Raw genomic sequence first — 17542 nt, 5'->3', positions numbered from 1 at the left:
AGCACCGTCATAACTGAATCCCCGAAAACGCCATGAACGCCAGGGACATGAGTCCGGCGACGATGAAGGTGGCGCCCAGCCCGCGCAGGCCGGCCGGGATGTTGCTGTAGTTGAGCCGGGTGCGGATGCCGGCCAGGGCGGTGATGGCCAACGCCCAGCCGGTGCCGCTGCCCAGGCCGAAGACCAGGCTCTCGGTGAAATCGTAGCTGCGCTCCACCATGAACAGCGAACCGCCGAGGATCATGCAGTTGACGGTGATCAGCGGCAGAAAGATGCCCAGGGCCGCATAAAGCCGCGGCACGTGCTTATCCAGAACCATTTCCAGGATCTGCACGATGGCGGCGATGACGCCGATGTAGCAGATCAGGCCGAGAAAGGTCAGGTCGATTTTGTCGAGACCCGCCCAGGACAATCCGCCTTCGCGCAGCAGGTAGCGGTAGATGAGGTTGTTGACCGGCACGGTGATGGTCTGCACCACGATCACCGCCAGCCCCAGGCCCAGGGCCGTGTCGACCTTCTTGGACACGGCGAGGAAGGTGCACATGCCCAGGAAGAACGCCAGGGCCATGTTCTCGATGAACACCGCGCGGATGAAGATGTTCAGATAATGCTCCATCAGCCCCGTTCCTCCACCTGTTCGGTCTTCCAACCGCGCAGCGCCCAGATGAGCAGGCCGATGATGAAAAAGGCGCTGGGCGGCAGCAGCATCAGGCCGTTACTGACATACCAGCCGCCGGCCTGGGCCAGGCTCAGCACCTGCACCCCGAACAGACTGCCCGAGCCGAAGAGTTCGCGCAGGGTCGCGACCAGCAGCAGCACCAGGCTGTAGCCCAGACCGTTGCCGATGCCGTCGAGAAAGCTCTGCCCCACGGAATTCTTCATGGCGAAGGCCTCGGCGCGCCCCAGCACGATGCAGTTGGTGATGATGAGACCGACGAACACGGAGAGCTGCCTGCTCACCTCGGGCAGAAAGGCCTGGATCACCTGATCGACGACGATGACCAGCGAGGCGATGATGGTCATCTGCACGATGAGACGGATGCTCTCGGGAATCTCTCGCCGGATGAGGCTCACCGAGGCACCGGCGCAGGCGACGACGAAGATCACCGCCAGGGACATGACCAGCGCCGTCTGCAAACGGGTGGTCACGGCCAGCGCCGAGCAGATGCCGAGAATCTGCAAAGCGATGGGATTGTTGTCGAACACCGGCCCGAATAGGGTCTTGCGCAAATCAGCCATGGAAGCCCTCCCGCCTTAGCCGCTCCAGGTAGGGACCGAAACCATCGGCGCCCAGCCAGTAGCGCAGCAGATTGCCCACCCCACGCGCGGTCATGGTCGCCCCCGACAGGCCGTCCACCTGGAACCGCGCCTGGGGATCGGCGGCATCGACCTGGCCGCGCAGCACCTCGATGCGCACCTGTCCCTGCTCGTCGAAGGCCTGCTTGCCGGGCCACTGGGCAAGCCAGCGCGGATTATCGATTTCGCCACCCAGGCCCGGCGTCTCGGCATGGTCGTAAAAACCGAAGCCGGCCACCGTGACCAGATCGGCTTCCAGGGCCAGATACCCATGAAGCGTCGACCAGAGCCCCTTGCCGTACACCGGCAGCACCAGCTGCCGCACCTCATCCCCCTCGCGGATCAGATAGACGGGCAGCAGGCGCGGCCGGCTGCGCAGGCCGGCCAGGTCGGCCTGGGAGGGAATGGCGCGGGCCAGGGCCGAATCACCGGCGGCGCGCTGGGGGTCGAAGGTGTTCGGATCGAAGTCCTCGCTGTATTGGGCGGTATCCAGCTCGACGAGACGCGCCTCGACCCGCTCGCGCCAGAAATCCGCGGGGTCTGTCCCCGGCGTGAGCAGCCCGGTGACGCGCAGCACATTGCGATAGTGGATGCTGAGGGCGTCGCGCTCCTTCTTGGCGCGCAAACCGGCGGCGGTGCCTGACACCAGCAGCGAGCAGACAAAGCACACCAGAAAAGCCACCAGGAAGGTGCGTCCCACGGAATCATTGGCCATAGCGCAGTCTCCGGCGGCGCAGTTGCGCCTTGAGCACGAAACGATCCATCACCGGCGCCAGCACGTTGCCAAACAAAATGGCGAGCATGGTGCCCTCGGGAAAAGCCGGATTAAGCACCCGCACCAGGATCAGCATGACGCCGACCAGCAGCCCGTAGCACCATTTGCCGGTGTGGGTCAGGGCCGAGGACACGGGATCGGTGGCCATGAACACCAGGCCGAAGGCCAGGCTGCCCAGCACCAGATGCCAGTGGGGCGGCACCGAGAAGAGCAGGTTGCTCTCGCTGCCGACGGCGAACAGCAGGGCGGACAGCCCCAGGACGCCGACGAGGACCGCGAGCATGGTGCGCCAGGACGCGACGCCGGTCACGAGCAGGATCGCCGCGCCGATGAGACAGGCCAGCGCCGAGGTTTCGCCGGGCGCTCCGGGAATCGTGCCGAAAAACGCCTGCGCCCAGCTCAGGTTCTGCTGCACCTCGGCAAGCCCCCCATGGGCCGCCAGGGCCAGGGGCGTGGCGGCCGTCACCCCGTCGATGGGCACATAGGAGTTGCCCGCGGAAAACTGCCCCGGATAGGCGAAATAGAGAAAAGCATAGGCGGCCAGGGCCGGGTTCATGAAATTGCGCCCCGTGCCGCCGAAAATCTCCTTGGCCAGAACGATGCCGAAGGTCACGCCCAGGGCCGCCTGCCACCAGGGCATCGCCGGCGGCAGGATCAGGGCCAGCAGCAGCCCGGTCACGCCCCAGCCCTCGCTCATTTCCAGGTTGCGCACCGAGGCAAAGAGCGCCTCCCAGAAAAAGGCCGTCGCCCAGCACACCAGCAGCAACGGCACGAAGTACAGAGCGCCCAGCAACAGGTTGTCGCCCAGGTAGGCGGGATCGTTGCCGACACCGAGAAAACGGAATACGCCTTCGCGCCAGGTGAAGAGTTCGTCGATCCCGTTGGCCTGCATGACCAGATGCATCTGGTAGCCGCTGTTCCACATGCCGAACAGGGCGCAGGGCAACAGCGCCAGGATCATCACCATCAGGATGCGCTTGAGATTGAGGGCGTCGCGCAGGTGAGGCGCACCTTGCGTGGGGCCGGGCGCGGTGCGCCAGTAGCCTGTCAGGGCGCGTTTGACGGGAGCAAGCCGATCCGCCGCCATTATCCCTCCTTCTCGATTTCGTCGAGCAGGTCCCGCAGCAGCGGACCGAAATCATTTTTCCCCGGACAGACAAAGCTGCACAGGGCCAGATCTTCCTCGGCCAGTTCCAGGCAGCCGAGGGCCCGCGCCTCATCCATATCGCCGGCAGCCAGGGCGCGCAGCAGGTAGGTGGCGGACAGATCGAAGGGCAGCACCTGTTCATAGGTGCCGATGGGATAAATCGCCCGCCGCTCACCACCCAGGGCCGTATTCAAGGCGCGCGGGCGGCGCCGCGCCAGGGCGCCGAGAAACAGGTTGCGCACCGAGAAGGCGTCGCTGCCGGGCCGCAGCCAGCCGAGCGCCTGGGGCCGCGCCTCGGCTTCGGGCAGCACGCAGGCCTGGGTGTGATAACGGCCGAGGAAGGCCAGCGGCCCCTCGGCCTGGTGACCGCTCAAGGGCGATCCGGACACCAGCCGCCAGCGCCCCTCGCGCAATTCATCGCGCAACAGATCCCCCAGATGGGCGCCCAGGCGGGTACGGATCAGACGCGGACGGCGGATTCCGGGACCGCCCAGGGCAAGAATGCGTTCGTGAAGCAGTTGCCCGGTGACAAACAGATGGCCGATGGCGATGACGTCCTGATAGCCCAGATGCCAGACGCAGCGTTCACCGTGTACCGGTAGAAGGTGATGGATATGGGTGCCCGGCAGCCCGGCCGGGTGAGGGCCGGTGAAGGCGACGCTTTCGGCGCGCCCGGCGCGGGGCAATGCGACGCCTGGGGCCTGGCACAGAAAAAGCGGACCTGCGCAGAGATGCCCAAGCACCCGCAGGCCGTTGGCGAAGTCCTTGGGCCGCTCGGCAATCACCAGGGCCGGATCGGCGGCCAGGGGGTCGCTGGCCAGGGCGGTGACGAAGAGCGCCGCCGGGGTCTCCTCGGGATCGGGCACGCGCTCGAAAGGCCGGCGGCGCAAGGCCGTCCACAGGCCCGAGGCCAGCAGGTTTTCGACGACCTCGGCGCGCGAAAGCTGCTCCAGGCGGCCCTCGCCAAATGCGGGAAAGCTTTGCGCATCCTCGCCGTCAAGGGCGATCTCCACACCCAGCAGCACCCGCTTGGGGCCGCGGTGAACGGCCGTGACCCGCCCGCTGCCGGGCGCGGTGAAGCGCACCTCCGGGCTGCGCTTGTCGGTGAACAGTACCTGGCCGGCCCGCACCTGCTCGCCCTCGCTGACCGCCATGGTCGGCTTGAGCCCCGCGTAATCGGGCCCCAGCACGGCCACGCGGCGGACGAAGGTCCCCTTGTCGATGTGCGGCTCGGGTGCCCCGACAAGGGGCAGATCGAGACCGCGGCGTATTCGTATGGTTTTCATGGCTTCGTTTTCGGCGTTGGAATTTCAGGGGACAGGATCGGCATCCAAAGTCAAATATCCAGCAGCCCCAGGGCGCTTCGGATGAGTTTCTGCTTTTCCTTCATTTCCTGGAGCAGCAGGCTGTTGAAGATGTCCTTGACCTCCGAGGACGCGCTGCGCTCGGCCATTTCCTCATAAAGCTCCAGCAGCTTGGCATCGAGTTCGACGGCCAGGTCGAGCACATCGTCGAAGGGCAGGTCCGCGTCGGGATCCACTTTGCGCAGGGGCGCGAAGATATCCTCGTCGTGGGTGTACTTGAACCAGCTCGACAGCACCCTTTCGGGAGAATCGGCGCGAAAGGCGGCGATGCTTTTTTCCAGGTTGAGCTCGTGGCGGGCCATGTAGTCGAGCAGCATGCGCACCCGCGCGCTGCTGCAGTGCTCCATCAACTGGCGGAACAGCAACCCGGCCTGACGATGGAAGGAACCCACATGGTCCAAAACGTCCCTCGTTTGTTCAAAACGCATTCAAGGCTCTCCGTTGCGGTAATTTGGTTGACCGGCGGGGGGCGAGATCATGGGTAACAAGTATAGCGGGCCGGGTGGGGCTGTCCACCACAGGGCAAGGAGCCCCGCCGGGCGGGCTGCCGCTCAAGGGCAAAAAACGCCGTCGATTCAACACATTTTTCATGAACAATACAACCCTGACCTTGTTTGACAGGAGGCGATTGCGTGGCAGAATTCTTCGCAGAAACAGAGAAATAAAGCGGATCATCAAAAGCCTGTTCCAGCAAGGAACAACCAGAAACAAAGGAGGTCCAAATCATGAGACTCATGAAAAAATCAATCCTTCTCGCCCTGCTCCTGATGCTCGGCGCGGCGCTCGCCTTTGCTCAACCCATGGGCAAGCGCACCTTTGTCGCGCACTTATCCGGCAGCGCGGAAGTGCCGCCGGCCGATACCCTGGCTCGCGGCCAGGCTATCTTCAAACTCGCCAAGGACGGCCAGACCCTCGAATACAAAGTCAATGTCGCCAACATTGAAAACATCACCATGGCCCACATCCATCTCGGCTTTGCCGGAACCAACGGTCCGGTGGTGGCCTGGCTGTATCCGCCCGCTCCCCCGATGATGCTCATCGAGGGCCGCTTTGACGGCATCCTCGCCGCCGGAACCCTGAGCGCCGCGAGCCTGGTCGGGCCGCTGGCCGGCATGGACCTTGGCGCCCTCATGGACGCCATCCGCAACGGCGAAGCCTATGTCAATGTGCACACCCTGCAATATCCGCCCGGGGAAATTCGCGGCCAGATCGACTAAGACGCGAAGCAGCCCCGCGCCAGTGAAGCCCGGCCCCGCAGGCCGGGCTTTTTCGTGAAGAATCAGGGAATCAACTGGGCGATCAGATCGAGGAGGGGCGCGGGCAGGATACCCAATCCCAGGGTGGCCAGCGCGCACAGGGCGATGGCGGCTCCCTCGCCGCGGCTTCCGCCATGCAGCGGCACGTCATCCGCGGCGCTCATGAACAGAACCACGACGACGCGCAGATAGTAATAAACCGAGACCAGGGAGGCGAGTACGCCCAGCACCGCCAGGGCGATGAACCCGGCGTCGAGGGCGGCAATGAAGATCGCGAACTTGCCGATGAAGCCGGCACTGGGCGGGACCCCCGCCAGGGAGAAGAGAAATATTGTCAGCGCCGCGCCGCGCAGGGGATGGCGATAGCCCAGGCCGCGCAAATCCCCCAGCCACTGCGCTTCGCCCGAGGCGCGGGAAAAGGAGGTCAGGACGCCGAAGGCACCGAGCGTCATGGCGGTGTAGGCCGCCAGGTAAAAGACCAGGGCGGTGCGCCCCGTCGGCCCCGCCGCCAGCAGCGCCATGAGCGCGTAGCCCATGTGCACGATGGAGGAATAGGCCAGCATGCGCTTGAGGTTGTCCTGGCGCAGGGCGCAGAAGGTGCCGACCAGCATGGACAGCACGCACAGCAGCCAGAGCAGGGGCACGAGATCGTCCCAACCCACCTCCAGGCCCGCCGTGAGACCCAACAGCGCGGCGAACACCGCCCCCTTGGAGCCGGTGGCGAGCAGGCCCGCCACCGGAGCGGGCGCGCCCTGGTAGACATCGGGCGTCCACAGGTGAAAGGGCACCAGGGACACCTTGAAGCCCAGGGCCAGGAGCAGCATGGCCCAGCCGAGGAGCGCCACCGGACGCATGCCCGAAGCCGGATCGAGCCCGGACAGGGCCTCGGGCAAATGAAAGGTGCCCGTCGAAGTGAAGATCAGAGCGATGCCGAAGGCGAGAAAACCCGTGGCCACCGCGCCCATGACCAGATACTTGAGGCCCGCCTCGGCGCCGGCGTCATCCTCGCGATGAAAGGCGATGAGGATGTAGAGCACCAGGGTGAAGGCTTCCAGCCCCAGAAACAGGCCAACCAGGGAAGTGGCCCCGGAGAGCAGGGCCATGCCGGCCGCGGCAAACAGCACCAGGGCGGTGTATTCGCCGCCGGAAAAGCGCCGCTCCGCGCCGTAACGCCGCGAAAGCAGCAGGGTCAGGGCCGCCACCAGGGCCCAGAGGGCGGTGAAAAAGCGCGCGTAGGGTCCGGCGCCGAACAGGCCGCTGATCTCAGTCACCGGCGGTGTCAGGGCGATGGCGGCCAGGACGGAGAGCCCCGCCACCAGGCTGCCGAGCCCCATGAGTTCGCGGCCCCTCGGCCACCAGGCGCCGAGCATGAGCAGCGCCGCCGAGCCCAGGGCCAGGATGAGAATGGGGAAAAGGGCGACGAGATCGTTCCAGGTCACGGCAGCCCTCCCTGCGGCAAAACGTTGAGCAAGTCCGCCACCGGCTCGCGCAGGGGCGCGAGAAAGGGCGCGGGATAGAGGCCCAGCCACAGGACCAGCAACGCCAGGACCACCAGCACCGCCCCTTCGCGCGGCTCCAGGTCCGGCCAGAACAGCGCGCCCCGCGCCGCGCCCCAGAGCACGCCCTGCACCAGGCGCAGCATGTAGGCGGCGGCGAACACCACCCCGGCGAACGCGGTCGCCCCCCACACCGGATTGGTCTGGAAAGCGCCGATGAGAATCAGGATTTCCCCGGCGAAGTTGTTGAGGCCGGGCAGGCCCAGGGACGCCAGGGAAAAGAACAGAAAGAAAAAGGACAGGCGCGGCACCTTGCCCCAGAGGCCGCCGAGCTCGTCGATGCGCCGGGTATGGGCGCGCTCGTCGATCATCCCCACCAGGGCGAAGAGCGCGCCGGTGGTCAGGCCGTGGTTGACCATCTGCAGAATGCTCCCCTCCACCGCCGTCTGGTTCCAGGCCGCCAGGCCCAGCACCACGAAGCCCATGTGCGCCACCGACGAATAGGCCACCAGGCGCTTGGCGTCGGGCTGGAGGTAGGCGATCCAGGCGGCGTGGAAAATGCCGATGAGCGCGAGCAGCGCCAGCCAGGGCAGGCTGGCGGCGGCGGCGTTGGGAAACAACGGGAAACCGAAGCGCAGCAGGCCGTAGACGCCGGTCTTGAGCAGCAGTCCGGCGAGAATCACCGAGCCGGCGGTGGGGGCCTCGGTGTGGGCGTCGGGCAGCCAGGTATGCACCGGCACCAGCGGCACCTTGACGAGGAAGGCCAGCAGAAAAGCCGCATACAGCCAGGCTTCCAGGGACGGCGAAAGCTCAAGTCCGCGCAGGTTGTCCAGGGCGAAGCTGGGCGCGCCGCCCGCGGCGGTGTGCAGCAGGTGCAGGCCGATGATGGCCAGCAGCATGAGCAGGCTGCCGGCCAGGGTGAAGAGAAAAAACTTGATGGCCGCGTAAATCCGGCGCTCGTGGCCCCAGACGCCGATGAGAAAGAACATGGGAATGAGCATCAGTTCCCAGAACAGATAGAACAGCACCAGATCCAGGGCGAGAAACACGCCGAGAATTCCGGCCTCCATAAGCAGCAGCAGGGCGAAGAAAAACCCCGTGTGGCGCCGCACCCGCCAGGAGACCAGCACCGCCACCAGCATGAGAAATCCGCTGAGCAGCACGAGCAGCAGGGACATCCCGTCCAGTCCCAGAATGTAGCGCACCCCAAGGCGCTCGATCCAGGCATGATCCTCGTAAAGCAGCCAGCCTGAACCGCCCGCGCGAAAGGCGGCGAATAACCCCGCCGTGAGCACGAACACCCCCCAGCTCACCGCCAGGGCCAGCCAGCGGCACAACTCTTCCCGCCGCCACAGGACCAGGCACAGCAGGGCGCCGGCCAGGGGCAGGAAGATAAGAATGCTCAACCAGGGGATGTGGGTAAATTCCGTCATGATTCCGTCACAAGATCCGCCAAGCAAAATAACCTAGCATCACCACCAGACCCCAAGCCAGAGCCGTTAAATAGGTGCTAAGGCGTCCGGTGGCGAGGCGGCGCAGGCGCTCGCCGCCGCTTAGGCACAGGCGCCCCGCCCCTTCCAGGGTGCCGTCGATCAGCCGCCCGTCCCCCCACTGCCAGCACCAGCCGGCCAGAACCTGGAAAGGCCGCAAAATGCCGCGTTCCACCAGGCGGTCGGCCCGCCAGCCGCTCAACAAAAATGCGGGCAGCGCCCCGACCGGCTCGGGCGCCGCGCGGCGATGGCGCCAGTGCACCAGCGCCCAGCCCAGGAAGAACAGCGCCACGGCGAGAACCGCCAGCGCCCACTCCACGGCATGACTGGCGTGAATGCGGGTGCCGGCCAGGGGACCAAGAAATTGATGGAGGTGCTCCTTGCCGCCGTAGAGAGGCGGCAGATTGAGCAGGCCGCCGCCCAGGGCGAGAAGCGCCAGGGGCGGCAGGGTCCAGCGCATCGGCCCGGGCAGGGCATGGCCATGAAAATGGCTGCGCGGCTCGCCGGCAAACACCATGTAGACCAGGCGAAAGGTGTAGATGGCGGTGAGCAGCGCGGTGCAGGTGCCCAGCAGCCAGATGCCGCGGTAGAACAGGGTGGCGCGGGCGAAATCGGCGAGCAGGATCTCATCCTTGGAGAAAAAGCCGCCCGTGAGGGGCGCACCCGCTAGGCACAGGGCGCCGGCAAGGAACAGCCAGAACACGAAGGGCGACTGCTTGCGCAGCCCGCCCATGCGCGTGATGTCGTTCTCGCCGCCGGTCAGATGAATGACGCAGCCCGCCGCCATGAACAGCAGCGCCTTGAAAAAGGCATGGGTGAAAAGATGGAACATGGCGGCGGAGACGGCGCCCGCGCCGACGGCGAGCATCATGAAACCGACCTGGCTCATGGTGGAAAAGGCCAGCACCCGCTTGATCTCGCGCTGCGCTAGGGCGCAACTGGCGGCGTAGAGGGCGGAGAGCGCCCCCACGGCGGCGATGGCCATCATGCCGGTGGGCGAGAGCGACACCAGGGGAAACAGCCGACAGAGAAGATAGACACCGGCGGTGACCATGGTGGCGGCGTGAATCAGGGCCGAGACCGGCGTCGGTCCGGCCATGGCGTCGGGCAGCCAGGTCATCAGGGGCAATTGCGCCGACTTGCCGCAGGCGCCGCCGAGCAGCAACAGGGTCAGGGCCAGCAGGGTGCCGGAACCCAGCAGGGACGCCTGGGCATTGATGGCGCTGATGCTCAGGGTGCCGCACAGGGCAAACAGCCAGAGCAGGGCGATGCCGAAAAACACGTCGCCGACCCGGGTGACGAGAAACGCCTTGCGCCCGGCGGCGGCGTTTTTCTCCTCGGCGTACCAGAAGCCGATCAGGGCGTAGGAGCAGAAACCCACCCCTTCCCACCCCAGAAACAGCAGCAGCAGGTTGTCCGCCAGCACGATGCACAGCATGGCGAAAACAAACAGATTGAGCAGCACGAAAAAGCGCGTGGTGTCGACCTCGTCCTCCATGTAGCCGGCGGCGTAGAGATGAATCAGGGTCGAGACCAGCGTCACCATGAGGGTCATGGAGGCCGACAGGGGATCGAAGAGGATGTCCACCGACACCTGGAAGGTGCCGCTCTCGAGCCAGGTGAACAGGGTGGCGCGCGTCCCCTCCCCCGCCGCCAGCGGCCAGAGCAGCAGGCAGGTCAGGGCGCTCGCCGCCACCGCGGCCACCGCCACGGCCGCGCGCACCCGCCGGAGCAACAGCTCGCCGAGGAGCAGGTTGCCCAGGGCGCCCAGCAGGGGGAATGCGAGGATCAGGAACAGCAAGCCCGCGCTCATCAACCCTTCATCCCGTCAAAGGCGTCGGCTTCGAGGGTGCCCTTGCGCCGCCGCAGATACACCACCATGGCCAGGGAAATACTGACCTCCGCCGAGGTCATCGCCATGAGAAAAATTACGAAAATCTGCCCGTCGACCTTCTGCCACAGGGCCGAGGCGCCCACCAGGGTCAGGCCGACGGCGTTGAGCATGATCTCCACGCCGATGAGAATCATGATCAGGTTGCGCTGCGCCAACACGCAGGCCAAGCCCATGACGAACAGGGCGGCGGAGAAGGCGAGGATGTGCGACATGGGCACGATCATGGCGTCTCCTCCCCTTGCGTGCGGCGGCGCAGGCTGCCCTTGCCGACGTAGAAAGCACCCACCGCCGCGTAGAGCAGCTGAAACGAGACCACCTGAACCGCCAGGGCGTACTGGTCGAAGAGCGCGGCGCCGAACGCGCGCGGCGACACCCAGAAGGCGGGCACCCCGTCCTGGTCGGCCTGGATGCCGAGCAGCGCCAGGGTGCAGCCGAGGATCACCAGGGACAGCAGCAGCACCGGTCCCCAGCGCCGCCAGCCCGGCCCCTGCATCTCGGCGCTGGCGGGCGCCAGTTCGAGCATCATGATGATGAAGAGAAACAGCACCATGACCGCCCCGGCGTAGATGATCACCTCCCAGGCCGCCACCAGCGGCGCGCCGAGCTGGTAGAACATAAGGGCCAGGGCGAACAGGGCATTCACCAAATAGACCACGGCGTGCACCGGATTGCGCCGGGTGATGCACAGGGCGGTGGCCGCCAGGGCGGTGAAGCCGAGAATGTAGAAAATTGCAGAGGCCATAAAATTTCCCCGTAGGGGCGACCCGCTGGGTCGCCCTGGGCGAGGCACCGCCTCGCCCCTACAACATCACGGCAGATTTGATTTCACATCCACCGGTCCGTACTCGTCGTCGTTGCCGCCACGCGGGTTGACCACCCCGATGCCGGCGTGGCGGTAGAAATTGTACTCCCGATCCTTGCCGCCGTCGTTGATGAGCAGATCCTCCTTCTCGTAGACCAGGCGCAGGGGCTCGTCCTTGCAGAAGGCGAAATCGGGCGTCATCTGGATGGCCAGGGTCGGACAGGCCTCGGCGCACAGGCCGCAGTAGATGCAGCGCGCGAAGTTGATGCGGAACCAGGCGGCGTGGCGGCGGCCGTCGGGAGCTTCCGCCGCCTGCATGGAGATGCAGTCCACCGGGCAGGCGGCGCTGCACAGGTAGCAGGCCACGCAGCGCTCGCCTCCGTCGGGATCGCGGGTCAGCACGATGCGCGCCCGGTAGCGCGGCGGCGGGGTGCGCTTTTGCTCCGGATAGCGCACCGTCACCGGGCGCCGCAGCATGTTGCGCAGGGTCACCCAGAAGGGCTGCACGGTGCCCTTGATGTCACGCCATAAGTTCATCCGTTCATCCTTGCCGCCACAGCAGCACCGCTCCCGTCACCACCACGTTGAGCAAGGAGAGGGGAATCAGCACCTTCCAGCCGAAATGCATGAGCTGATCGTAGCGCAGACGCGGCAGGGTGCCGCGCACCCAGATGAAGAAAAACGCCACGGCCAGCACCTTGAGCAGAAACCAGACGATGGGCGGCAGCCAGGGCCCCAGCCAGCCGCCGAGGAAAAACACCGTGATCATGGCGCCGAGGATCATCATGTTGATGTACTCGCCGACAAAGAACAGACCGAAGCGCATGCCCGAATATTCCGTGTGAAAACCCGCCACCAGCTCGTTTTCCGCCTCGGGCAGATCAAAAGGAATGCGCTTGGATTCGGCCGCCACGCTCACCAGGAAGATCAGGAAAGCCAGGGGGTTGAGCAGGGCGAAGGGCACGCTCTGCTGCGCCAGCACGATGTCGGTCAGGGAAAAGGAGCGCGCCATGAGCACCACCGGCACCAGGGACAGGCCCATGGCCAGCTCGTAGCTGATGAGCTGGGACAGCCCGCGGATGCCGCCGAGCAGGGCGTACTTGGAATTGGACGCCCAGCCGCCCAGGGCCACCCCATACACCGCCAGGGATGAGAGTCCGAGAAAGTAGAGAACGCCGATGTTGAGGTCGCACACCACCATGGGCACCTCGCGTCCGAACAGGGTGATGGGCGGGGAAAAAGGCACCACGGCGAAGGCGAGCAGGGCGGTCACCGCCGCCAGCCCCGGCGCGACGAAAAACACGAACTTGTCCGCCTGGGCGGGGATGAAATCCTCCTTGGTGAGGAGCTTGACGGCATCGGCCAGGGGTTGCAGCAGGCCGAAGGGCCCCACGCGGTTCGGGCCGTAGCGCAGCTGCATGCGCCCGAGCAGCTTGCGCTCGGCGAGCACCAGGTAGGCCGCGCCGGTGAGCAGCACGAAGAACACCAGACCGAGCTTGACCAGGATCAGCGTCAGGGTGATGAGCCACTCAGGCATGGTCCACCTCCCGGTTGATGCGGCAGGGCTGCGGCCCCACCCCCGGCACGAAGGCCTCCACCAAAGAACCCCGCACCCGGGGCAGGATCGCCACCCCCGGCGCGCTGTCGGCGCGGATCTCCACCGGCAACACCACCTCTTCCACCGCGCTGTGCAGGCGCACCTGCTCTCCGGGAGTCACGCCAAGCCGCCCGGCGTCGCGTTCATGCAGGATCAAGCGCGGCTCAGGTCGCACCGGATCCAGGGGCGCGGAATAGAAGGCGGTCTCTTCCGAGCCGAACAGTGCCTCGCACACCAGCAGGGCCAGTTCTCCGTCCCGCGGCACATAGTCCTCGACACGCGTGGCGGGCAGGGCCAGGCCGGCGTCGGCAACCCGCTGCCCTTCGCTTTCGGCCGCCAGCGCCGTCAGTCCGGCAAAGCGCACGTCCTCTCGCGCCAAGGCGTCGCGCAGCTCGGCCAGGGACGCCGCGCGGCCCTGCAGCCCGGCCAGGATCTCCCAGGCGGGACGAGGAGCGGCGCCCGGCGTATCCGCCATGAAGAGGCGCGGCGGATGGCCGCCACCGCCCGTTTCGCGCAGGGGCAGGCCCGGCGCCAGGACCCTCATGAAGGTCTGCATGCGCCCTTCGTTGTTCACGAAACAACCCGCTCCCTCCGCCGTCACGGTGGTCGGCAGGATGATCTGGGCATGGCCCAGGGTCTTGGTCGGCAGACTGTCGAGGGCCACCAGCAGATCGAGCCGCGCCAGGGCCAATCCGGCATGGGCGGGATCGGCGGCCTGGGTCAGGGGATCGCTTTCCAGGCAGATCAGCGCGCGAACCTCGCCGGTGATCATGGCATTGCTCAACTCCTCGAAATCAGGGCCGTCCCCCGCCAAAAGCGCCGCACCATAACTGTTGGGGCCGCTGAGCACCCCCATCGCCCCGCAGGGACGGTCCTCCCGGCTCAGCCGCCGCGCCAGCTCCAGCAATTGCCGCATGCCGGCCGGACCCAACAGATCGGCGCCGCCGATGACTATCGGGTGCCGCGCCCCGGCCAGGGCTTCGTGCACGCCTTCGAGAAACACCGCTTCCTGGCCTTCGAAGCGCGACCAGTCGTTGTCGCCCAAAGCGGCAAGGGCTTGGCCCAATCGCCAGGGCGCCAAGGGCAGATGGGCAGTCGCGCAGGGCAAGGCCACCGGGCGCGGATCGATGATTGCCGCCCGGGCGCCGCCACGCACCGCCTGACGCACCGCCAGGGCCAGCAGAGGCGCTTCCGCCAGGGGGTCGGCGCCGATCAGCAGCAGGCAATCACTGCGGCGCACGTCGTCGAGACTGCTCGCCTGCGCGCCCAGCCCCGCCGCCAGGGTGCGCGCGGTCCAGTCGCGCGGCGCGTGGGCCGCGAAAACCACCCGGTCCGTCCCCAGCAACCGCGCCAGGGAGCGAAGTTGCGCGTTGGCCTCCAGGCCGGCGCGCGACGATCCCAGGAGCGCCACGGAGCGCGGCCCATGGGCGGCAATGATTTTATCCAGGCGCGCGCGCGCCGCCGCGAGGGCCTGCGTCCAGTCGACCTCTTGACCGTCCACCAGGGGCACCCGGGGCCGTGCGGCGTGAGCGGCGTGGCCGTAGCCGAAGCGCCCGCGATCGCAGATGAAAAAGCCGTTGGTCTGGCGGTTGCTGCCGGCGCGCACGCGCTGCAACTCCCGGTAACGCCCGCCGGGAATGGTCGCGCAGCCCAGGCCGCAGTGCGGGCAGACAGACGGCGCCTCCTCCAGATCCCAGTAGCGGCTCTTGAAGCGAAAGGCCTTGTCGGTGAACACGCCCGTGGGGCACACATCCACCAGGTTGCCGGAGAAGGGACTCTCCAGCCGCCCATCGCGGAAGCGCCCGAAGTAAACGCGCTGGTTGGTGCCGAGCACGCCGAAATCCTCGCCGCCGCAGTAATCCTGATAGGTGCGCGCGCAGCGGTAGCACTGGATGCAGCGGTTCATCTCGTGCTCGATGAAGGGGCCAAGCTGCTGATTGGGGTAAGTGCGCTTGAGCCCGCGATAGCGGCGCAGGGTGTGCCCGCCGGCCACGGTCATGTCCTGCAGCTGGCATTCACCGCCCTCGTCGCACACCGGACAGTCGTGGGGATGATTCATCATCAGCCACTCGATGACGTGGGCGCGAAATTCCACCGTCGCCGCATCCAGGGTGGACACCACCATGCCCTCCTGAGCCGTCACCATGCACGCCATCTGGATGCCCTTGACCGGGCCGTCCTCGAACTTCATGGCGCACAGCCGGCAGGCCCCCACCGCCCCCAGGGCCTCGTGGTAGCAGAAATGGGGAATGACGATCCCCAGCCGCTTGGCCGCTTCGAGGACGTTGGTGCCGTCGGGCACCTCGACGCTCTGGTTGTCGATGGTCAGCTTGGGCATGAGAGTTTCCATGTAGGTGCGGACTGCGTCCGCCCGGGCGCACGTCGGTGCGCCCTACGATCAATTGAACGGGCAGCGGCCCTTCTTCACGTGATCTTCCACTTCGTCCATGAACAGGCGCAGCAGCGCCTCCACCGGGCCCATGGCCCCTTCGGCGAGGGCGCAGAAGGAGCGGCCGCTGATATTGCGCAGCTGATCCTGCAACATGGGGATGTCATCCGGCGTCCCGCGCCCGCTCTCGATCTTTTCCAGCAGCCAGCTGACCATGGCCAGCCCGTCGCGGCAGGGCGTGCACCAGCCGCAACTTTCCCGCTGGAAAAAGCGGTTGAGGTTGAGGGTCGCCGCGACCATGCAGGTACCCTCGTCGAACACCGTGACGCAGGCGGTGCCCAGGCGGCTGTGGGCGGCGGCCAGGGTGTCGAAATCCATGGGCAGATCCCAGTGCGCGCGGGTCAGAAAGGGCGTCGAGGCGCCCCCCGGCAGGCAAGCCTTGAAATTTCGGCCCTGCCAGACGCCGCCGCCGTGGTCGCTGATAATCTCGCCAAGGGGAACCCCCAGGGGCAGCTCGACGCAGGGCGTGTGGTTGAGATGCCCGGAGAGCCCGAAGAGCTTGGTGCCCGCGCCCTTTTCGGTCAATGCCAAGCCCTGGTACCAGTCGGCGCCGTGCACGATGATGTGCGGCACGTTGGCCAGGGTCTCGACGTTGTTGACCGTGGTCGGCTTGCCGAACAGCCCCTTCTGCGCGGGAAAGGGCGGCTTGCTGCGCGGATTGGGGCGGCGGCCCTCCAGGCCGTTGAGCAGCGCCGTCTCCTCGCCGAGGATGTAGCGGCCGGCGCTGCGGTGCAGGTGCAGCTCGCAGGAAAAACCCGACCCCAGAATGTTGGTGCCGAGAAAGCCGGCGCGGCGCGCCTCGCCGAGGGCGCGCTCGACATTGCGCGCGCAGTCCTCGTAGGCATAACGCAGAAAGATGTAGCCCACCGGCGCCTGCAAGGCGTAGGCGGCGATAAGCATGCCCTCGATCAGCTGGTGAGGATCGGCCAGCAGCAACTGGCGATCCTTGTAGGTGCCCGGCTCCATTTCGTCGCCGTTGCACACCAGGTATTTCTCGCCCGGTTGATCCGCCGGGAAAAACGACCACTTGAGGCCGGTGACGAAGCCCGCCCCGCCGCGCCCGCGCAGCCCCGCCGCCTTGACCGTCGCCGTCACCTCGGCCGGCGTCATGGTTTTGAGAGCCTTCCGGAGCCCGGCGTAGCCTCCCGCCGCCAGATAGTCGTCGAGAAAAAGCGTCTCGCCGGGACGGCGGTTCTTGAACAGTACCCGGGGATAGCCGCTCATGGCGCCGCCTCGCCGCTTTCCGCCGCAAGGATCGCCAGAATCCGCGCCGGCGTCAGGTTGCCATGGGTGGTCAGGCCGATCATCATGGCCGGCGCCTCGCCGCAGGCCCCCAGGCAGCAGCTGGGCAGCAGGGTGAAGCACCCATCGGCGCTGGTCTCGCCAAAGCCGATGCCCAGTCGCTCGCGCAAGAAACCCACCACCTCCTCGGCACCGCGACTCCAGCAGCAGATGGAATCGCACACGTGAATCACCCGCCGCCCCACCGGCCGGCGGTAGATCTTGTCGTAGAAGGTGGCGATTTCCTCGACCCTGAGGGGCGTGGTGCCGAGAATCTCCGCCGCCAGCTCCACACCCGCGTCGGGCACCCAGCCATGGTGGGCCTGGATGGCGCGCAGCACATCGACCACCAGCTCCATGGGATGCGCATGCCCGGTCACCCGCTCCTTCCAGGCGTCGATCTGTTCTTGCGGCAAAATCTGTGACATGAAGCAAATCCTCAATCAATTTCACCGCAGAGAACGCGGAGTACGCAGAGGAACCCTGATGAAGCGTTGTTTTTACACATTATTTAAGGTTTCTCCCCGACCTCAGCGCTCTCTGCGGTAAATACGAGTTTTTCCTTACCGATCCAGATCCGCCAGCACGAAATCAATCGAGCCGAGAATGGTGATGAGGTCCGCCACCAACCAGCCGCGGCTCATCAGCGGCAGCATCTGCATATGGGCGAAGCTCGGCGTGCGGATGCGCACCCG

Annotated in this window: 18 protein-coding genes and 1 pseudogene; 1 reads left to right on the top strand and 18 read right to left on the bottom strand. The window is 66.3% G+C overall.

Going from position 1 to position 17542, the window contains the following annotated elements:
- Positions 1-7 precede the first annotated feature (7 nt).
- The 7 genes from nqrE to QAT43_RS01815 are packed head-to-tail and all read right to left on the bottom strand — an operon-like array spanning position 8 to position 5318.
- On the bottom strand, positions 8-616 hold the full coding sequence (nqrE, locus tag QAT43_RS01845) for an NADH:ubiquinone reductase (Na(+)-transporting) subunit E (protein WP_305041325.1): 609 nt from the start codon (positions 614-616) through the stop codon (positions 8-10).
- Positions 616-1239 (bottom strand): NADH:ubiquinone reductase (Na(+)-transporting) subunit D, encoded by a 624-nt coding sequence (locus QAT43_RS01840; protein WP_305041324.1) that lies wholly within the window; start codon positions 1237-1239, stop codon positions 616-618. Before QAT43_RS01840 ends, nqrE begins: the two co-directional genes overlap by 1 nt.
- A complete protein-coding gene (locus tag QAT43_RS01835; protein ID WP_305041323.1) occupies positions 1232-2011 on the bottom strand; it encodes a Na(+)-translocating NADH-quinone reductase subunit C in 780 nt (259 codons plus the stop codon). Before QAT43_RS01835 ends, QAT43_RS01840 begins: the two co-directional genes overlap by 8 nt.
- Positions 2001-3158 carry an NADH:ubiquinone reductase (Na(+)-transporting) subunit B gene (locus tag QAT43_RS01830; protein ID WP_305041322.1) on the bottom strand — a complete coding sequence of 386 codons (1158 nt, stop codon included), beginning with the start codon at positions 3156-3158 and terminating at the stop codon, positions 2001-2003. Before QAT43_RS01830 ends, QAT43_RS01835 begins: the two co-directional genes overlap by 11 nt.
- On the bottom strand, positions 3158-4504 hold the full coding sequence (locus QAT43_RS01825; protein WP_305041321.1) for a Na(+)-translocating NADH-quinone reductase subunit A: 1347 nt from the start codon (positions 4502-4504) through the stop codon (positions 3158-3160). The genes QAT43_RS01830 and QAT43_RS01825 overlap by 1 nt, the downstream gene beginning before the upstream one ends.
- A gap of 50 nt (positions 4505-4554) precedes the next feature.
- Entirely contained in the window at positions 4555-5010 is a 456-nt protein-coding gene (locus QAT43_RS01820; RefSeq protein WP_305041320.1) for a hypothetical protein, read from the bottom strand.
- A 47-nt stretch (positions 5011-5057) separates the two neighbouring features.
- On the bottom strand, positions 5058-5318 hold the full coding sequence (locus QAT43_RS01815; protein WP_305041319.1) for a hypothetical protein: 261 nt from the start codon (positions 5316-5318) through the stop codon (positions 5058-5060).
- Here QAT43_RS01815 and QAT43_RS01810 point away from each other — a divergent pair.
- Positions 5317-5799, top strand: a complete 483-nt coding sequence (locus QAT43_RS01810; RefSeq protein WP_305041318.1) for a CHRD domain-containing protein — start codon at positions 5317-5319, stop codon at positions 5797-5799. The two genes, QAT43_RS01815 and QAT43_RS01810, sit on opposite strands and share 2 nt — an antisense overlap.
- Positions 5800-5861: 62 nt before the next feature.
- Here the strand turns inward: QAT43_RS01810 and QAT43_RS01805 are convergent, their stop codons facing one another.
- The 11 genes and pseudogenes from QAT43_RS01805 to QAT43_RS01755 form a co-directional block, all read right to left on the bottom strand.
- A complete protein-coding gene (locus QAT43_RS01805; RefSeq protein WP_305041317.1) occupies positions 5862-7277 on the bottom strand; it encodes an NADH-quinone oxidoreductase subunit N in 1416 nt (471 codons plus the stop codon).
- Complete coding sequence (locus tag QAT43_RS01800) at positions 7274-8767, bottom strand: complex I subunit 4 family protein (protein WP_305041316.1); 1494 nt, start codon at positions 8765-8767, stop codon at positions 7274-7276. Before QAT43_RS01800 ends, QAT43_RS01805 begins: the two co-directional genes overlap by 4 nt.
- Before the next feature lie 7 nt (positions 8768-8774).
- The gene (gene nuoL, locus QAT43_RS01795) at positions 8775-10637 is read right to left on the bottom strand and encodes an NADH-quinone oxidoreductase subunit L (protein ID WP_305041315.1); all 1863 of its coding nucleotides are present in this window, start codon (positions 10635-10637) and stop codon (positions 8775-8777) included.
- Entirely contained in the window at positions 10637-10942 is a 306-nt protein-coding gene (gene nuoK, locus QAT43_RS01790; RefSeq protein WP_305041314.1) for an NADH-quinone oxidoreductase subunit NuoK, read from the bottom strand. Before nuoK ends, nuoL begins: the two co-directional genes overlap by 1 nt.
- A complete protein-coding gene (locus QAT43_RS01785; RefSeq protein WP_305041313.1) occupies positions 10939-11460 on the bottom strand; it encodes an NADH-quinone oxidoreductase subunit J family protein in 522 nt (173 codons plus the stop codon). The genes nuoK and QAT43_RS01785 overlap by 4 nt, the downstream gene beginning before the upstream one ends.
- Before the next feature lie 66 nt (positions 11461-11526).
- A complete protein-coding gene (gene nuoI, locus QAT43_RS01780) occupies positions 11527-12057 on the bottom strand; it encodes an NADH-quinone oxidoreductase subunit NuoI (protein WP_305041312.1) in 531 nt (176 codons plus the stop codon).
- 4 nt (positions 12058-12061) lie between these two features.
- On the bottom strand, positions 12062-13057 hold the full coding sequence (nuoH, locus tag QAT43_RS01775; protein WP_305041311.1) for an NADH-quinone oxidoreductase subunit NuoH: 996 nt from the start codon (positions 13055-13057) through the stop codon (positions 12062-12064).
- Positions 13050-15455 (bottom strand): NADH-quinone oxidoreductase subunit NuoG, encoded by a 2406-nt coding sequence (gene nuoG, locus QAT43_RS01770; protein ID WP_305041310.1) that lies wholly within the window; start codon positions 15453-15455, stop codon positions 13050-13052. The genes nuoH and nuoG overlap by 8 nt, the downstream gene beginning before the upstream one ends.
- A 60-nt stretch (positions 15456-15515) precedes the next feature.
- On the bottom strand, positions 15516-16790 hold the full coding sequence (nuoF, locus tag QAT43_RS01765; RefSeq protein ID WP_305041309.1) for an NADH-quinone oxidoreductase subunit NuoF: 1275 nt from the start codon (positions 16788-16790) through the stop codon (positions 15516-15518).
- Positions 16787-17275, bottom strand: coding sequence for an NADH-quinone oxidoreductase subunit NuoE (gene nuoE / locus QAT43_RS01760; protein ID WP_305041308.1), 489 nt, complete (start codon positions 17273-17275; stop codon positions 16787-16789). Before nuoE ends, nuoF begins: the two co-directional genes overlap by 4 nt.
- Positions 17276-17410: 135 nt before the next feature.
- A pseudogene (locus tag QAT43_RS01755) lies at positions 17411-17542 on the bottom strand (NAD(P)H-quinone oxidoreductase subunit H); the annotation flags it as partial.

Origin of the sequence: Geoalkalibacter sp. (genome assembly GCF_030604225.1) — a bacterium.
Taxonomy (GTDB): domain Bacteria; phylum Desulfobacterota; class Desulfuromonadia; order Desulfuromonadales; family Geoalkalibacteraceae; genus Geoalkalibacter.
The sequence above is the reverse complement of the archived record's forward strand: the minus strand, read 5'-3'. Positions and strand labels throughout refer to the sequence as shown.